This is a genomic window from Mesorhizobium neociceri (assembly GCF_013520985.1).
Classification (GTDB): Bacteria; Pseudomonadota; Alphaproteobacteria; order Rhizobiales; family Rhizobiaceae; genus Mesorhizobium; species Mesorhizobium neociceri.
This window is the reverse complement of the sequence record NZ_JACDTY010000012.1, coordinates 108,738-123,512: the sequence shown is the minus strand read 5'-3', so window position 1 is coordinate 123,512 and position 14,775 is coordinate 108,738. Positions and strand designations below refer to the sequence as shown.

Genomic DNA, 14,775 nt, shown 5'->3' with positions numbered 1-14,775 from the left:
GCCCCCATTGTTGGGATGGGGCGAGGACACCGGGCCTAACCGACGGGCAGTTTGTGAGAAACGGCGCCGGGGGCTGGGGGATTATATGCGATCATGCTAGATATGTGCAAAGCATACGAACGAGGTACGAGAGCAACATTTCGGGGGTCAACCGGAGACCGATACACCGGTGGCGACGACGTCGTTATTCGAGAAGCCGCACTAGTGGCGGTCTCCCGGCCAGCTTAGACTAGGAGCTTTTCCGGTGCTCGGCGCATATCTCCTTTTGACCTACGACGAATAAGGTTCGAGCAGCAAGGGATACGCCTAAGGGGTAGTGTCTCAGTTTGAAATTTGAGGCTTGGCTGGCTTGCCCGGCGAGAGCGCGACGTCAAGCAACGCTGCCGGTGCACCCAACCCTTTCACAGCCATATGCAAGGCCACTGTGGCGGCTGCTAGGTGATCTTCTGGCTTGCCGTTGTCGTTGGCGAGATCAGCGGGAACTGGCGGCTTCATGGGGCGAGTATGAGCCAAATCTAGCATCCTGGCTACGTCGCACGATCCATTCCACCAAGTCAGGATCGACCGTCTCAATCCCGGTGAGATCACGGATCATCTGCGCCGCGTATTCGCGCCACTCATCCTCGGGAATATTATCTTCAAAGACGGAATTTTTGAAGGCACTGCGCAGCACGTCGCAGTCGAAAGCCGATACCGAAACAGCCAGCTTATCCATGGTGCAACCTCCCATCCAAGGGCTGGAAACAAAATGGTGACTGGCGGATTCATAATCTCTCCCTTGGCCTTTTCAAGGGATTGCAGTGTACGATTTTTACCAAACTACAGGGAAGCTGGTTAGCCTCGCGCCTTGTAAGGCCATTGAGATAGGCGCGGTGGCCGTCCGTCGTAAGCTGGACGCGGTTGGCAAGACGGTCCTTCACGTCTTCCATGAAGGCCAGCGCATACTCGCCATCGCGACCGCCGACGAGCCAGTGAGACACTACCGCCTAATGGAGTGTGTGGACCGGCAGCGGTCAGTGCGGTTTTCTAAATTGCGGCCCGCTTCCTCCGAATCGCAAGTTTGCACCTCTCAGGTCGAGACAATTCCGCATGCACTTTTTGGTGTGGCGCCAGGCCTGTACAATTCCAGGCTGTGGGAGGGTAAATATATTAGCTAGCTAAGATATAATTACAAATTGTTAACCAGGATTAATGCGTCTTTTCCACAGCATCGTAGTATGCCTTCCAGGTTGGGTTACCTCTAAAGGGCAGGGAAGCCATACGTCCGTGCGTTGGGCGGCGTATGTCCTACTCCTTAAATCCATTCCTAAGACCTAAGCAGCCTGACACACGATAAACGAGCGTATCAGTTCACGCTGACAAGCTTTTGCGAGGGCTAAACCAAAAGGAGAAAGGCAAAGTCAGCGGCGGAGAGGAGCAGGTAAGTCGATGGCACACCCCCAAACTTCCGATTTTTCGAATGACGCGACAAGACCGTTACACAACGGGCAAATGCCGGGCGCAAATGGCCTTCGCAAGTCCGATCTCGAAGACGGACATCGAGGCGAAGGTCTTGTCATGATTGTCGACAAGCGAGCACTTGAGCGTGAATGCCTTGCCCGTGGCCTTGTCGAACACAATCCCACTTTGCGCGTTAGCGCGGTAGGTTCGCTCGACGAAATCCAGCACATTGCCGGGGAAGCGGAGCCGTCTGCGATCCTCGTCATCCTTGGTTCCAGAAAGGTCTCCGACCAGAGTGGTCGGGCGGAACTTGCGCACTTCATTGCCGAGATTGGCGCCGTACCTGTAATCGTCGTGGTGGATTCCGACGAGCCCGCGGAGGTTCTCGCCGCACTCGAATGCGGCGCCCGTGGCTACATTCCCACAAGCGTGACGGTGAAGGTCGCTGCCGAGGCCATTGGTCTCGCTCGCGCCGGAGGAATCTTTGTACCCGCCAGCTGCGTGCTGGCGCTCCGAGAGATCATCCACTCGTCCGCAAACGGTGCCCGTCCGCTCGCCGGTATGTTCACCATACGCGAGGCGGCGGTCGTAGAGGCGCTCAAGAAAGGCAAAGCGAACAAGATAATTGCCTACGAACTCAACCTCTGTGAGAGCACCGTCAAGGTCCACATCCGTAATATCATGAAAAAACTGAAGGCTACGAACCGCACGGAGGTAGCGTACAAACTTAGACAGATGTTGCTTTGAAGGCTGCCTCGATCGGTCCATGCCTGGACGGCTCTAGCAATACAACTGCTGGATGCGTAAACGGCGGGACTAGCGGTTCGCCGTTCTGATCTAACCGAAGGTCGATCGTCTCGTCCGAGCCTTTTCGCGAGACAGGCACTCTCGGCGGGTGTTTAGGCACGTTCCCGGCCAACCGTCGCGGACTCTGCCTTCACCAGGAATCCAACGCTGTCCCCTCCGAGCTCCGCGCCCCGATATGCGGCTTCGGCGGCCTTCAGCCCACCCGTCAGTCTGCGGACCATTGGAGCCGGTCCGAGTACGTCAAGTGGAAGGCCTAGCTGACCACTGGTGGGCCGCTTCGGTGGCCAGATCCTGAGGCCGAAATAGCTGGCGGCCGAACGATCGATGCCGCCACTGAACTGCACCAGCAGCGCTTGGCGCGAGTTCTGGGCAATACGGCCGAGGCTGTTGATGTCCATTGGTGGTTTGTCGGACGGCCTCATCGCGACCACGATCACATCCCATGCATCGTCGGTCAGGAGCACGGGATGGGAAAAAACACTTACTCTCGCCCCACCCTCGCGTAACGTATGCTCAAGGGATGGTGCACAGGGCGTGTCGCTGACGATGGCGATCCTCGCGGCACGTTGATCGACACCGGCATCGCCGAGCAAGATGCAGCACAACCGTGCAAATTCCGGCAGCAAGTCTATAGCTGGGTGGCTGAGATTGGGAGCCGCAACCTTGATGCCGGCCTCGTCACAGGCGTCGAAGTCCACAACGCCCGGCCGAAGCTCCCATGGTTCAGCCATCAGCGAAACAACCGCATGCGAGGGCAAGAGTTCGATGAGCGATCTCGAAATCGGCCCGACCTGGAGACTGTAGGTAACGATGTCGACGTCCTGCCATTTGCGGCTGTCGATGCGATTCGTCACTTCAACGCGTTCGGCGACCTTGGCGTGTTTGGCAAATGCCAACGTCGCGTGTGCAGTTGCCGCGAAGCTCGGATGTCTGGAGGAGATGCGGGTGAGCGCAACGACACGGCTGGCATTGGCGAGCGCCGCCACTGTGGCGGTCACCGCTTGGTGTCCTGTCGTAGCGCCAACGACCACGGTGAGGCCAGAAAGATCGAGATCAAGCGAGGCTATTTGCTTGCGCACGATAGCAAGTACTCCGGCAATGTCGATTTCCGCAACATCACCAGCAAACGACTTTGCGGGAAAATCACGTGATGAAGGCATCAAGCTGGGCACCACTTTGCGCGCTTCCAATATCAGATAGGCCGGCGATATCCTTTGAGCGACCAACTGCCTGCCGGGTCTCGCCTCAAGTGCGATGCATGTGCACTTCCTGCATTGCATTGAGGGACGCCTGAGCGGCCCTGCGCATTTGGCAAACGTGGTCCCTTATATCCTATCCTTGCCAGAGCGTGGCGGCCTGAACTTGGTTGGCGCTTTGACCTTATGGTCGCCGAACGAATTAGAATGCAGGCTCCTGCAATACTGCCGAACCTGCCGATCTGCTACTGCAGCAAATGGATGCAGGTGATACGCCGTTTGATCAGAAGGCTTACCGACGTACGCCGCCGACGCGCCTATCAGGCAAAGGGGTAACGAGCGCAGGGTATGACGCTACCTCCTTTGCTTCTCTTGCCGACAATGACAAGCCGCAGTGAAGTGGGCCAACATCAGCAGCATTTCTTGGTAAAAACCCGTGACAATCAGCGCATTCGACATAAAGCGCCGCAGGCCCGGCATCCGCATCGGACAAACCCTCCGTCCACTTGGAGGCCGGCGCAAGAGGATGATGGACATGACTGTCGCATTGATTGCGCTTGTTCTCGCTGCTCCGGTGATGCTGACGGTTGCCCTTTTGATATTGGTGACCGACGGGGGGCCGGCGGTGTTCTCACACACTCGAGTCGGGTTCAACGGCAAGCGTTTCGCCTGCTACAAGTTCAGGACCATGGTGGCCAACTCGGAGCGCGTTCTGGCCGACTATCTCGCGAGCAATCCCGAAGCCGCCAAGGAGTGGGAGCAGAATTGGAAATTCAAGAACGATCCGCGCATCACATTCCTGGGGCACATTCTCAGGAAGTCGAGCCTGGATGAGCTGCCTCAACTCATCAACGTGCTGCGCGGCGAGATGAGTTGCGTCGGCCCTCGTCCGGTCGTTCCCGACGAACTACAACGCTACGGCTCCTGTGCGATCGATTATCTAAAAACCCGGCCCGGGCTAACCGGCCTGTGGCAGGTGACGGGCAGAGACGCAATGGATTATCCCAGTCGTGTCTCTATCGACAGCCGCTATGTGCGGGAATGGTCCCTTTGGGCCGACGTCGTCATTCTCCTCCGGACTGTCTTCGCCGTGATGAAATTCGACCGTGCGTCTTGATTAAAGTGCATGGCGAATTCTTGCCCTGATGCATGTCGTTGCCATCGCGAACAGATGCGGCGCCGGGCGCGAAGAAATCGCAGCTGCTGACCGTCACTGCTTACGTGACATGTCACGGCGCCACATGGCCGCAAGGAAGAGGCCGAGCAAATAGGCGCACTGCAGAACCACAACGAGAAGTAGGATTGAAACCAGGCGGTGCCAATCAAATACACTGCCGATGCCACCTGCAACGGCACCGCCCACGACAGTCACCGCGGTCATGATAATGAGCGCAGCTGCTCGAAAACGAAATCCCAGCAAAATGCCGATCACACCGACGGCGACAAGGCCCCAAAGCACGGCGATCTCCTATGGGTGGAAGACTCAGTGTGCCATGTCCAAGTCTCCCACATCTGCGAATCGGCACCAACACTCAATCCGGCTGCACAGTCTCGCCGAAGCTCAATCAAGTGGCGGAAATCGCTGCAACTCCGCCGCTTTGCACAAAAGGCGTAGAGCACCCTGTCCAAATGCCCCCATTTCGCTCATTTCCTTGTCCACCCGCCGAGCCTACGCTGCTTGTAAATAGGTATGCGGAGATTCACCCGCCATGCGGCAGCATGCAATCAAATATAATCCGCGCAGGAAACGCTGAGCCTGTGTTTATCGGTGTTGCTACTCAGGACAACAAGGCGCTGGACGTTGCGCGTCGGGGCAGCGCTGTGTCGGCGCGAAGTTCCCGCACAATGCTTTCAGTGTGACATCTCATCTATGCTGCAGGCTTCTGTTCTTTTGCTGATCGTGTCCATCTGGTTCCCTGGCGCAACGCGGATTGCCGGAACGGATGGCTCGCTTTCCTTCCTGCTGGCTCTGTTCTGCGCCATCGCAAGCATTGTTGCCTATGCCGAAACGGCGCGACGGCTCCACCGGACCGAAGCGGCCTTGGCGACTGCGGTGCTGACGATATCTGCTTTCATCATCATTCTGTCCCTGCTGTCGATGCTCTACGCAGACAATCCGCTCAGGACGATGCGTGCGGTTTTCGCACAAGTGTTTGGTTTCGCTATTATTCCAGCAGTCGCAGCGATCTCCACGAGACCAAAGGGTCTCGTGGCAGTCGACAGGGTTGTGATGACGATAGTCATCATGAGCGTTGTAACATCCTGCCTTGTCGCAATCGGACTGGGCGATGCCAGATTCGCCGATCGGGCCGAAGGCTATTTCAAGCATTCGAACCAGCTCGGGATCGCCTTGTCGGCCGGTCTGCCGCTTATCGCCGCAAAGATGGTCTCATCTCGCAAGCATCGAGTTCTTCTCTTGGGCTGCCTAGTTGCGGTGCTCTTGGGTTTGGTGAAATCGGGTTCAAAGACAAACTTCGTTCTCGGTGTGGCGGGACTCGGTGCATTCTTCGGATTATACAGTATATATCTGATCAGAAGAAAGAAGAGTCCGATAAAAATAATCGTCGGAACCGTTGCCGCTCCGATATTGCTCCAAGTGAGCCTGATGGCATTGCAGTCCCTGAACCCACGGGCTTACAACCTGCTGGCCCTTCAACTTTCCGGAGGCGAGGCGCATTCGGTGGTATCGCGGCAGCGCCTGTGGTCGATATCGATAGATCTCGGCCTGTCGCATCCGTTCATGGGAGTGGGGGCAGGGCAGCCGGTGGGCGATATCGCTCCCCATAGCCACAATTTGTTCATCGACTTCTTCAGAACACTGGGAATGCCTGGACTCGCGTTGGTGTCGATCATGGTTCTCGTTGTCTTGGCATATCTGGTCAGCGCCGTCCTCTGCACATTGTTCGGCAATGACAGGGGCGACCAGGCGACGGAAGTGAATGTGATGGTGCTCGGAGCGTCGGTTTCCCTGTGGAACTACATCGTCGCAAACCAGATGAGCGATTCCTTCGGTCCGTCAACGGCGGCTTTCTTCTGGCTGCCGTTGGCTTTGCTCATCTTCTACCGCGGCATGCAACGATCACTGCAGACCGGTCTTGAGCGTCCACAGTTGTACCCGGTGACCGGGTCCCAGCTGTTTCAACATTGAGCTTTTCAATCTCCCGAAAAATCAACTTTACCACCTGAATCCAATGACTACGCACACAGTTGGTGATCTGGCGGCAGGCTTGCCGCCAAGCGTCGAACCATGCGCGCTTCAAACAGACATTCGATTTGTGGAGTTCTTTGGTCTCCCCGGAATTGGAAAGACAACCGCATCCACCCTGTTGGCGAACGGCTTGCGTCGGTGCGGTCCGTTGGTGGGTGATGCGCGAATAGCGTGGCAGACAAGAAATTTCATCGGCCGCCAGATTTATAGGATCGGTATTGTTGCACCAAGATTTAAGGATCGTGAGTTTCGCTCCCTGTTCGCGCGCATTGCACGCTTTGTCATCGAAAGCGGGCAATCATCAATTGTCGATGCAGCCAGAGTCATCTGGAATCTTTCGTTTCTGGTTGCCTATGTGCAAAGCGAGAGAGCAGAAAAGAATACCATTACTATTATGGATCAGGGTCTGTTGCAGGGGTTCTTGTCCATTTTGCTCAAGAGCGGGCATCGGGCAACATCGGAGAAGTGGCTTGATATTCTGTTCGCCATTGGCGTGCACGACATAGCTTTTGTCCATCTGCGCGGCGAGGTCGGCGTGGCACGAGATCGACTTCAGAAAAGGGGCGATCGGTCCTCGCGGATGCAAAGGGCATCTCCTGACCGCGACTTTGATCTCTGGTCGACAGCGGACCGTGCTTGCCGCGAGATTGCGGCCGATCTTGAGGGGGGGATGGGAACGGAAGATCACGCCGGCGTACTGGCGGCGGTCGTCGTGGAAAGGTTTGCATCACCCGAAGACGTCGCCGAAAGGGTTCTCGATGCTGTGCTTCTGGCCTGCCTCGAAAGGCATCGGCTGTGCGATTCGGTAGGTCAATGAGCAGGAGCATGGATCGCCGTTTATTCATGGGCGTCGCCGGCTTATATCCTGTGATCGCCCTGTTGCCGAGCTCGTTCCAAGCGCAAGGCGGACAGACGCCGCAAGGCAACGAGATCGTTCTGGCAGGTGAGTATGGCTTCGAACAGCAATCGATACGGAATCTCCAGCCGGGAGCAACTATCGACGCTCGCAATGCTGCTTTCACACTTGCCAACAGCAGAAACAACGATCCCAGCGCGATGATGGGCTGCGACGAGGGGCCGTTGCCGGTCAATCGCTATCCCGTCGTCATCCGCAACTGTCCCGGCGTTCACTTTGTCGGCGGCCGCTTCGACGGCCAGGTGCCGCTAACGTCTGATTGGCGGGACACCTACTGCAACAGCGCGGCTCTGCTTGTCAGGGACGGAACCACCGACGCGACAATAGAGGGTGTCCGTGCGCGCCGCTGCTGGGATGGCATTCGTTTTGCCGAGCACGCTGACGGCTTTCGCCTAAAGGGGTGCTGGCTCAGCGAAATCAGGGATGACGCGGTGGAGAACGACTATCTCCTCAGCGGCATCATTGAAGACTGCCTGTTCGACGGATGTTTCTCCGGGATCAGCCTGGATCCTGCGTCAAACGAACGAGACGGAACAGAGGAAACCGTGCGGATCGAGGGATCCTTAATCCGTATGCACGCCTTTCTCTCCAAGGGCGAAATCACACATCAGGCGCCGATCAAGGCTGTCGATCAGTCACCCAGGTTGAGGATCACCGAATCGGTTTTTGCATTGGCTGCGGCCAACATGCGTGGGTTCCGGCGCCTGGAAAGAACATGGCGGCTGACGATTGAAAGCCGGGACAACGTGTTGCTGTGGCTGCCCGACGAGCCAATCCCCTCCGCATTGCCGCTGCCGCCGTCTGGTTTCAAATTGCTGACGGGCGCCGACGCCCGCAAACATTGGAACAAGGCGCATTTACAGTGGATCGTGGCGCACCAGGACGTGGTTCGGTTCTCCGACGAAATGCTGTGAGAAGTCGCAGCCGTCGGCAATGATCATCCGAACTGCGAAGTCTTGTGGCGCTCGCATGCTACCTGCTTTGCAACAACAGCTTGGACCATCACCGCGATGAACCAGCACGAGGCGATTGACAGAAGCGTGGCGTCAGGCCCCGCCGATCACAGTCCTGGGACGTTTGTGATGCGGGGGCGGTTGGCACGCGTCAGGGGACAGAACCTCCTATTCAGTTCACCCCAGCAGGCCATTTTCGCCGTCAACGATACGGCTGCCGACATCTGGCGCTCTCTGGAAGAAGGCATGCCACCGCAAGCCATCTCGGCCGAGATGGCGCGCAGTGGCGTTAGTAGACTTGAGGCAAACAGGCATGTCGAGACTGCGCTGGAGGATTGGCAGCGGCTGAACCTGATACGGCGCTTCGCGCCTTCGTCTGCTTCTTCAGCTCAAAAGGCCGTGAGCCAGGTGGTCTCCGTTGCAGGCCTCAACATACGCATCGTCTATCCGGCAGCCTGCGCCTTTCCCGCGATCACCGTGTTTCAGCACCTTGAGGTCAAAAGAGAGACTGCCGACGTTCTACTCGAGGTGGTCGGGCACGGGGGGAGAGTCCATCTGTTGCGGGATGGCGAGTGGATTTTGTCCTGCTCGCTCGACGAATTACCCGTCATGCTGAAGGGGCAATTGCTGACCGAGGTTCTGGATTACGGCGCCTATGAACTTGCTCTCCATGCGGCAGCGCTTTTCAGAAACGAACACATCGTCCTTCTTTGTGGCGATCCAGGCGCCGGCAAGACAACGCTGACCTTGGCATTGGTCCATGCCGGATTTGGCTTTGCCGCCGATGATGTGACGCTGCTGGACTCTATGGGGCATGGCATTGGCCTTCCGTTTGCCCCGGCAGTCAAGGCGGGATCATGGCCGTTGCTGTCCGAATACTGCCCCGGCCTCGCTGCCGTTCCAGTCTGTCGCCGCCCAGATCGCAGGCGTGTACGGTTTGCCGTGCCCAAGGCGTTCGTGCCCTTGCCTCCTGATCCCCTCCCCATCGGCCGTGTGGTCCTGCTCCGTCGAGGTCGCGACTCGAAAGCTAGCCTGGAGCCGGTCGATCCAGCTCACGCATTGCGCGGCCTTCTCAACGGCGCGCTTGCACCCGGCGGAGAGCTGAGCGGCACAGCGTTTGACGTCCTGGTCCAACTCATCGGATCGGCGGAAACCTATTGCCTGACCTATTCGAGGCTTGATGATGCGGTGCAACTGATCACGAAAGCATGCCGGTGATGAGCAGGGGCAATGCGCTTGAGGCGTTGATCGCCGGACTGCGCGGTAGTCCGACCGACCGCACCGATTGGCGGGCCGTGATTGCTCTAGCCAATCACACTCTGCTCACACCCGATTTGTTCTCGTCCCTCGCGCAATCCGGACACACCCACTACCTTCCGGAGGACGTGCGCGAGTACCTTCAGTTCGTTCACGACTGCAATCGCGAACGGAACCTGCGCTTGCGTACCCAACTGCGTGAAGCCGTTGCGGCCCTCAACCGCCGCGACGTCGTTCCGTTCCTGCTCAAGGGCGCCATTCCCCTGTTCCTTTCGCCGGCCGGCCGGGTTCCCAGCAGGATGACGAGTGACCTGGATCTAGCCGTTGACTCCCCCGAAGAGGCGATCGCCCGAGCCTGTCTTGAAGAACTTGGCTACGTCGATGTGGCGGGCGCTCGAGGCATGGCCCGCCAGCAGGACGCCGGCATGCTGGAGCTCCGGACGAGCCGGGCGAACGGCCTTGAACCGCCCAAGCTCGTCCAGCGAGACGGCCTTCGGGTAAAAATTCCGCCCGCTCAGTCTCGCGCCCTGCACTGGATGGTGCACGACCTTCTCAAGGAGGGAGATTATTGGCGCGGAAGGATAGATCTCAGACACCTTCATGATCTGGCCAGATTGGCGGAAAGCGACGGCGTGGACTGGACGGCACTGCAGGCATCCATGTCGGATCGAAGCGCCCGCAATGCGCTCGACACCCAGCTGCTGGCCCTGCACCATTTCTTCGGGACCAGAATCCCGGCAAAATGTGCACAACGCCCAATGGTCCGTTTCCAGCACTGGAGGCGCATCTTCACGGCGACCCACCCCATCATCGGCGCCCCGCTGCGCCTGGCCGGCAATTTGATGTGGGGCACATGGCGGTTTTCACGTGACTACGGTTTGGCGCGACGTGGACCGTCCGACCTCTTGCGTCGCATCGCTCGCACGCTCTTCAACCCTCGTACCAAAATCTAAGCCTTTTGGGGAACTAGTACCCCCGTATCAGCGAGCCTAAGGTGAAAGCTGTGAATTTGAGAAAGTTTGTGAAGAGGTCTGACATGTCAACTGAAAGCACAAAACGCTCGGAACGGACGCCGGAAACCCTGGTCTCGGAGGCTCAAGCGCGCCGTGAATTTCTCAAGAAGGCGGGGCGTTTTGCAGCGGTTACGCCGCCGGCAGTGACGCTCTTGCTCGGCACAAGCTTGAACTCCAGGGCGATTGCCAAATCGGGCGGATCAAAACCGGGCAATGGTTGGGGAGACAAGAACCATATTCACGTTGGCCCTCCCGGCCAGGCGTAAGCTCCTGCAGCATCGTGGTCGCTGAAAACAGCGTCTTGAGGACATAGGGCTCCAGCCTTTTCATTTGGAAGCCCGGACCGCTCGCGGTACGCCAGAGTGCCGCGAGCGGTCCGGGCTTCTCTTTGTCGGCTCGGACCAGCCTCACATTGCATTGGCATCATCCCGAACTGCAATCAGCGCGGCTTTCGGCCGGCGTGACGTGCGCACCGAGGGATTGAGCCATCGCGCCGTGCCGGTTCAGACGAGCCAATCATTAAAATGGAATTCATAGATCTTGCCGTCGTTCTCGGTTGGGTTCGTGTCATTGTCCACGCCCCGATCGACGATATAGAGGCTCATATGGTGGGTCGGATCGTCGCTGCTCGGCGCCAGCGCCAATCCGGCCGGTTTTTTCGCGTGGGCCGAGGAGATATCGAGTGTACCCAACAGATCCCCTGTCGTTGTAACCATTGCCACTGACTTGGCCGACTGAATGTAATAGAGGAGATCGTTGCCCGGGTCATACGCGATGCTTGCGTCACCTGGGGTTCCCAGCGCAGAAGCAGAAAAACTCGTCACGATGTCATCGCCGCCCGTACTCGCGACGCCGTCGAATTTGCCGTTCTGACCCGGTGCGACGGTGTAGATGTTGTGCGTTGTGCCATCCGCGACATACAGGACGCCACGTTTGGTATCATAGGCAACGCTTTCCGGATCCGTGCTGCCGAATGCCGACGTCCTGAACGAGGTCACGATGTCGTCGGGCGTATTGTAAAGTCCGTCATTGCCGGGGTTCAGTTCGTACACGCTCTTCGTCCCGGTATCGTCCGCGAAGAAGAGATGGTGGTTAGCAGGATTATAAGCGATCCCGGCGGGCTCGTCGGAGAAATTGACGGTTGTGAGTGTTCCCACCAGATTGCCGCTCAGAGTCGTTTGGTAGACATTCTTACCGGTAAAAATGGACATCTCCTCCACTTCGCTGTCGGCAACAAGCAGCGTGCCCAAGTGGGAGATATAGACGATATCAGTGGGGTCGGGGCTCGGCGGCGACCACAGCGAAGTCGCGATAGTATGTGCCAGGGTCACCGACGTCGGCAGCTGGTGGGCCATGATGTTGACGTTGAAGGCATGGGTATCGATGCTGCCATCGGACGAGGTGGCCGTGACGGTGAGGGCGACTGACGGCTCGGACGTCGCGTTGAGGGTGCCGGTACCCGAACGCGTTATGACACCCGTGCTGGCATTGATGGCGAAGCGCGAGTCGCCGATGCTATAGGTGACCGTCGAGCCGGCATCGGGATCCGTGGCTGCGGCGGTAATCCCGATCGCCGTGCCGACGGCGGCGTCCTGGGCAATCTGGTTGCCGGCGGGGTTGGCATCCGCCGAAATGTTGAAGGCGACCGGCTCGGGGCTGTTGAGGACGGCGAGGCTGAAGACCCGGTTGGCGGTGCTTCCATCGGACGAGGTTGCCGTCACTGTCAGATTGATCGACGACTGGGTCTCAAAGTCGAGCGCGCCGGTGGCTGAGCGCGTGATGACGCCGCTGCTGGAATTGATGGCGAAGCGAGAGTCATTGATGCTGTAGGTAACGGTCGAGCCGGCATCGGGATCCGTGGCCGAGGCGGTGATTCCGGTGGGTGCACCTGCCGCGGCAAGCTCGGCGATCTGGTTGGCGGCGGGATTGGCATCCGGCGAGGAGTTGAAGGCGACCGGCTCAGGGCTGTTGAGGACGGCGAGGCTGAAGGCCCGGTTCGCAGTGCTTCCGTCGGACGAGGTTGCCGTCACTGTCAGATTGATCGACGGCTGGGTCTCAAAGTCGAGCGTGCCGGTGGTTGAGCGCGTGATGACGCCGCTGCTGGCGTCGATGGTGAAGCGCGAGTCATTGATGCTGTAAGTGACGGTCGAGCCGGCATCGGGATCCGTGGCCGAGGCGGTGATTCCGGTGGATGCACCTGCCGCGGCAAGTTCGGCGATCTGGTTGGCGGCGGCGTTGGCGTCGGGAGGTGCGTTGAAGGCCACCGGCAGCTGGTTGGCCGTGACGTCGACGTTGAAGGCATGGGTATCGATGCTGCCATCGGACGAGGTGGCCGTGACGGTGAGGGCGATCGACGGCTCCGACGTCGCGTTGAGCGTGCCGGTACTCGAGCGCGTGATGACACCGGTGCTGGCATTGATGGCGAAGCGAGAGTCGTCGATGCTGTAGGTGACGGTCGAGCCGGCGTCGGGATCCGTCGCTGCGGCGGTGATCCCGATCGCCGTGCCGGCGGCGGCGTTCTGGCCAATCTGGTTGGCGGCGGGGTTGGCGTCCGGCGAGGAATTGAAGGCGACCGGCTCAGGGCTGTTGAGGACGGCGAGGGTGAAGACCTGGTTGGCGGTGCCTCCGTCGGAGGAGGTTGCCGTCACTGTCAGATTGATCGACGGCTGGGTCTCAAAGTCGAGCGTGCCGGTGGCTGAGCGCGTGATGACGCCGCTGCTGGCGTCGATGGCGAAGCGTGAATCGTTGAGACTATAGGTGACGGTCGAGCCGGCATCGGGATCCGTGGCGGAGGCGGTGATCCCGGTGGGTACACCTGCCGCGGCAAGCTCGGCGATCTGGTTGGCGGCGGCGTCGGCGTCGGCCGGGGTGTTGAAGGCCACCGGAGCGCCGGATGCAGGCAGCAGATATTCGATGTGCAGCAGCGGAGCGCCGGTCGGCGAATATTCGTAGGAATCGGCCGTGCGCGTCCCGGTGCCGGTGACTATAAATGCCATGTCGTTGAGCGCCGCCCAGCCCGAGCGGTTGACGATCTCCTGCACGATCGTCGACAGGTCGGGCGAGCGCTCGGCCAAGCCGTGGGCGCCGACCGTGGTCCACGGGTCCGGCGTCCAGGCGGCGGACGCGTCCGTCGTCGCGCGTGAGGACACGTTGAAGCTGACGCTGGTGAAGGCGCTCGCGTCGTCGCCATCTTCGCCCTTGATCAGCAGCGAGGTCGCGCCGGTCTTTACCTCATTGGCCTGGAACTGGATGTAGGCGCTGGTGATGATGGCGCCTTGCGGTATGTCGATGCCGGTGAAGCGGATGCCTACCGTCTGGCGGGTGCTGCTGTCATAGCCCAGTTCCAGATCGTTGGTGTTGGTTGAGATCGCGCCCGAGCCCTTCTGCTCGACATCGTCGCCGGCGCTCGCCACCCTTGTCTCGAAGATCGGGTCGATCGCATTAGAGCTGGCAGCGAGGAGGCTGCTGGTGGTGACCGTGGCGCGCGTCGAGCCCGTGCCGATGTCAGCAACTGCCTCAGGGATAGTGGTGGTGGAGGTCAGCAAGCTGTCGGCGTGACCCTTTTCCACATTGTGCCACAACCCAGAGGCCTTCGCCGCAAGCCTGTCGAGAAGCGTGCTGTCCAGATGAATGCCAAGTCTGGCTGTCGCCTCGGTGAGGCCAGTCGGTTTCAATCCGCCCTCGCTCCCCCATGCCGGCGTGATCTGATGCTCGGAGACGAGATCGAGCTGTTTTGCGGCGGGATCAAAGCTGGTGGTGTGATTGCCCTTGCCGGTTTCGGCAGCGAGCCCATCGCCAAGCTCGGAGAGTACGTGCGGAGTCTCGCTGCCGCTCGCTGATCCGGTAGGCTGGGTCCAATTGTCTATGTTCGGCCAGTCGAAGGCGTCGATGCCGAACTCCGTCGTCAAGAGTTTCGCGTCACCCCAGGGAAGCTCAGGCAGTTTAGCCATGTTGGATTTCCTTTTCGCATTTCTCTCGATTAAAT

Annotated in this window: 12 protein-coding genes and 1 pseudogene; 8 read left to right on the top strand and 5 right to left on the bottom strand. The window is 59.1% G+C overall.

Annotated elements, in window-relative coordinates; genetic code table 11:
- Positions 1-472: 472 nt before the first annotated feature.
- Positions 473-715 (bottom strand): hypothetical protein, encoded by a 243-nt coding sequence (locus tag H0241_RS22810; RefSeq protein WP_181060093.1) that lies wholly within the window; start codon positions 713-715, stop codon positions 473-475.
- Positions 716-851: 136 nt separating this feature from the next.
- Positions 852-968: pseudogene (locus H0241_RS22805) on the bottom strand (IS1 family transposase); the annotation flags it as partial.
- 589 nt (positions 969-1,557) lie between these two features.
- Here H0241_RS22805 and H0241_RS22800 point away from each other — a divergent pair.
- A complete protein-coding gene (locus tag H0241_RS22800; RefSeq protein ID WP_235984418.1) occupies positions 1,558-2,187 on the top strand; it encodes a LuxR C-terminal-related transcriptional regulator in 630 nt (209 codons plus the stop codon).
- Positions 2,188-2,339: 152 nt separating this feature from the next.
- Here the strand turns inward: H0241_RS22800 and H0241_RS22795 are convergent, their stop codons facing one another.
- Complete coding sequence (locus H0241_RS22795) at positions 2,340-3,437, bottom strand: hypothetical protein (protein ID WP_181060091.1); 1,098 nt, start codon at positions 3,435-3,437, stop codon at positions 2,340-2,342.
- A gap of 535 nt (positions 3,438-3,972) precedes the next feature.
- Between H0241_RS22795 and H0241_RS22790 the strand changes: the two genes are divergently transcribed.
- On the top strand, positions 3,973-4,560 hold the full coding sequence (locus H0241_RS22790) for a sugar transferase (RefSeq protein ID WP_268926429.1): 588 nt from the start codon (positions 3,973-3,975) through the stop codon (positions 4,558-4,560).
- 93 nt (positions 4,561-4,653) lie between these two features.
- Here the strand turns inward: H0241_RS22790 and H0241_RS22785 are convergent, their stop codons facing one another.
- Entirely contained in the window at positions 4,654-4,902 is a 249-nt protein-coding gene (locus H0241_RS22785; RefSeq protein WP_181060090.1) for a hypothetical protein, read from the bottom strand.
- Between the two features lie 411 nt (positions 4,903-5,313).
- Here H0241_RS22785 and H0241_RS22780 point away from each other — a divergent pair, with 411 nt between their 5' ends.
- The 6 genes from H0241_RS22780 (at position 5,314) to H0241_RS22755 (ending at position 11,056) form a co-directional block, all read left to right on the top strand.
- Positions 5,314-6,591 (top strand): O-antigen ligase family protein, encoded by a 1,278-nt coding sequence (locus tag H0241_RS22780; protein ID WP_181060089.1) that lies wholly within the window; start codon positions 5,314-5,316, stop codon positions 6,589-6,591.
- Positions 6,592-6,634: 43 nt separating this feature from the next.
- Positions 6,635-7,468 (top strand): hypothetical protein, encoded by an 834-nt coding sequence (locus H0241_RS22775; RefSeq protein ID WP_181060088.1) that lies wholly within the window; start codon positions 6,635-6,637, stop codon positions 7,466-7,468.
- An 8-nt stretch (positions 7,469-7,476) separates the two neighbouring features.
- The gene (locus H0241_RS22770; RefSeq protein WP_181060087.1) at positions 7,477-8,481 is read left to right on the top strand and encodes a hypothetical protein; all 1,005 of its coding nucleotides are present in this window, start codon (positions 7,477-7,479) and stop codon (positions 8,479-8,481) included.
- A gap of 96 nt (positions 8,482-8,577) precedes the next feature.
- Positions 8,578-9,738 (top strand): PqqD family peptide modification chaperone, encoded by a 1,161-nt coding sequence (locus H0241_RS22765; RefSeq protein WP_181060086.1) that lies wholly within the window; start codon positions 8,578-8,580, stop codon positions 9,736-9,738.
- A complete protein-coding gene (locus H0241_RS22760) occupies positions 9,738-10,730 on the top strand; it encodes a nucleotidyltransferase family protein (protein ID WP_181060151.1) in 993 nt (330 codons plus the stop codon). Before H0241_RS22765 ends, H0241_RS22760 begins: the two co-directional genes overlap by 1 nt.
- A gap of 83 nt (positions 10,731-10,813) precedes the next feature.
- Positions 10,814-11,056 (top strand): hypothetical protein, encoded by a 243-nt coding sequence (locus tag H0241_RS22755; RefSeq protein ID WP_328824793.1) that lies wholly within the window; start codon positions 10,814-10,816, stop codon positions 11,054-11,056.
- A gap of 237 nt (positions 11,057-11,293) precedes the next feature.
- Here H0241_RS22755 and H0241_RS22750 read toward each other — a convergent pair whose 3' ends face one another.
- A complete protein-coding gene (locus tag H0241_RS22750; protein WP_181060085.1) occupies positions 11,294-14,740 on the bottom strand; it encodes a hypothetical protein in 3,447 nt (1,148 codons plus the stop codon).
- Between the last annotated feature and the right edge of the window lie 35 nt (positions 14,741-14,775).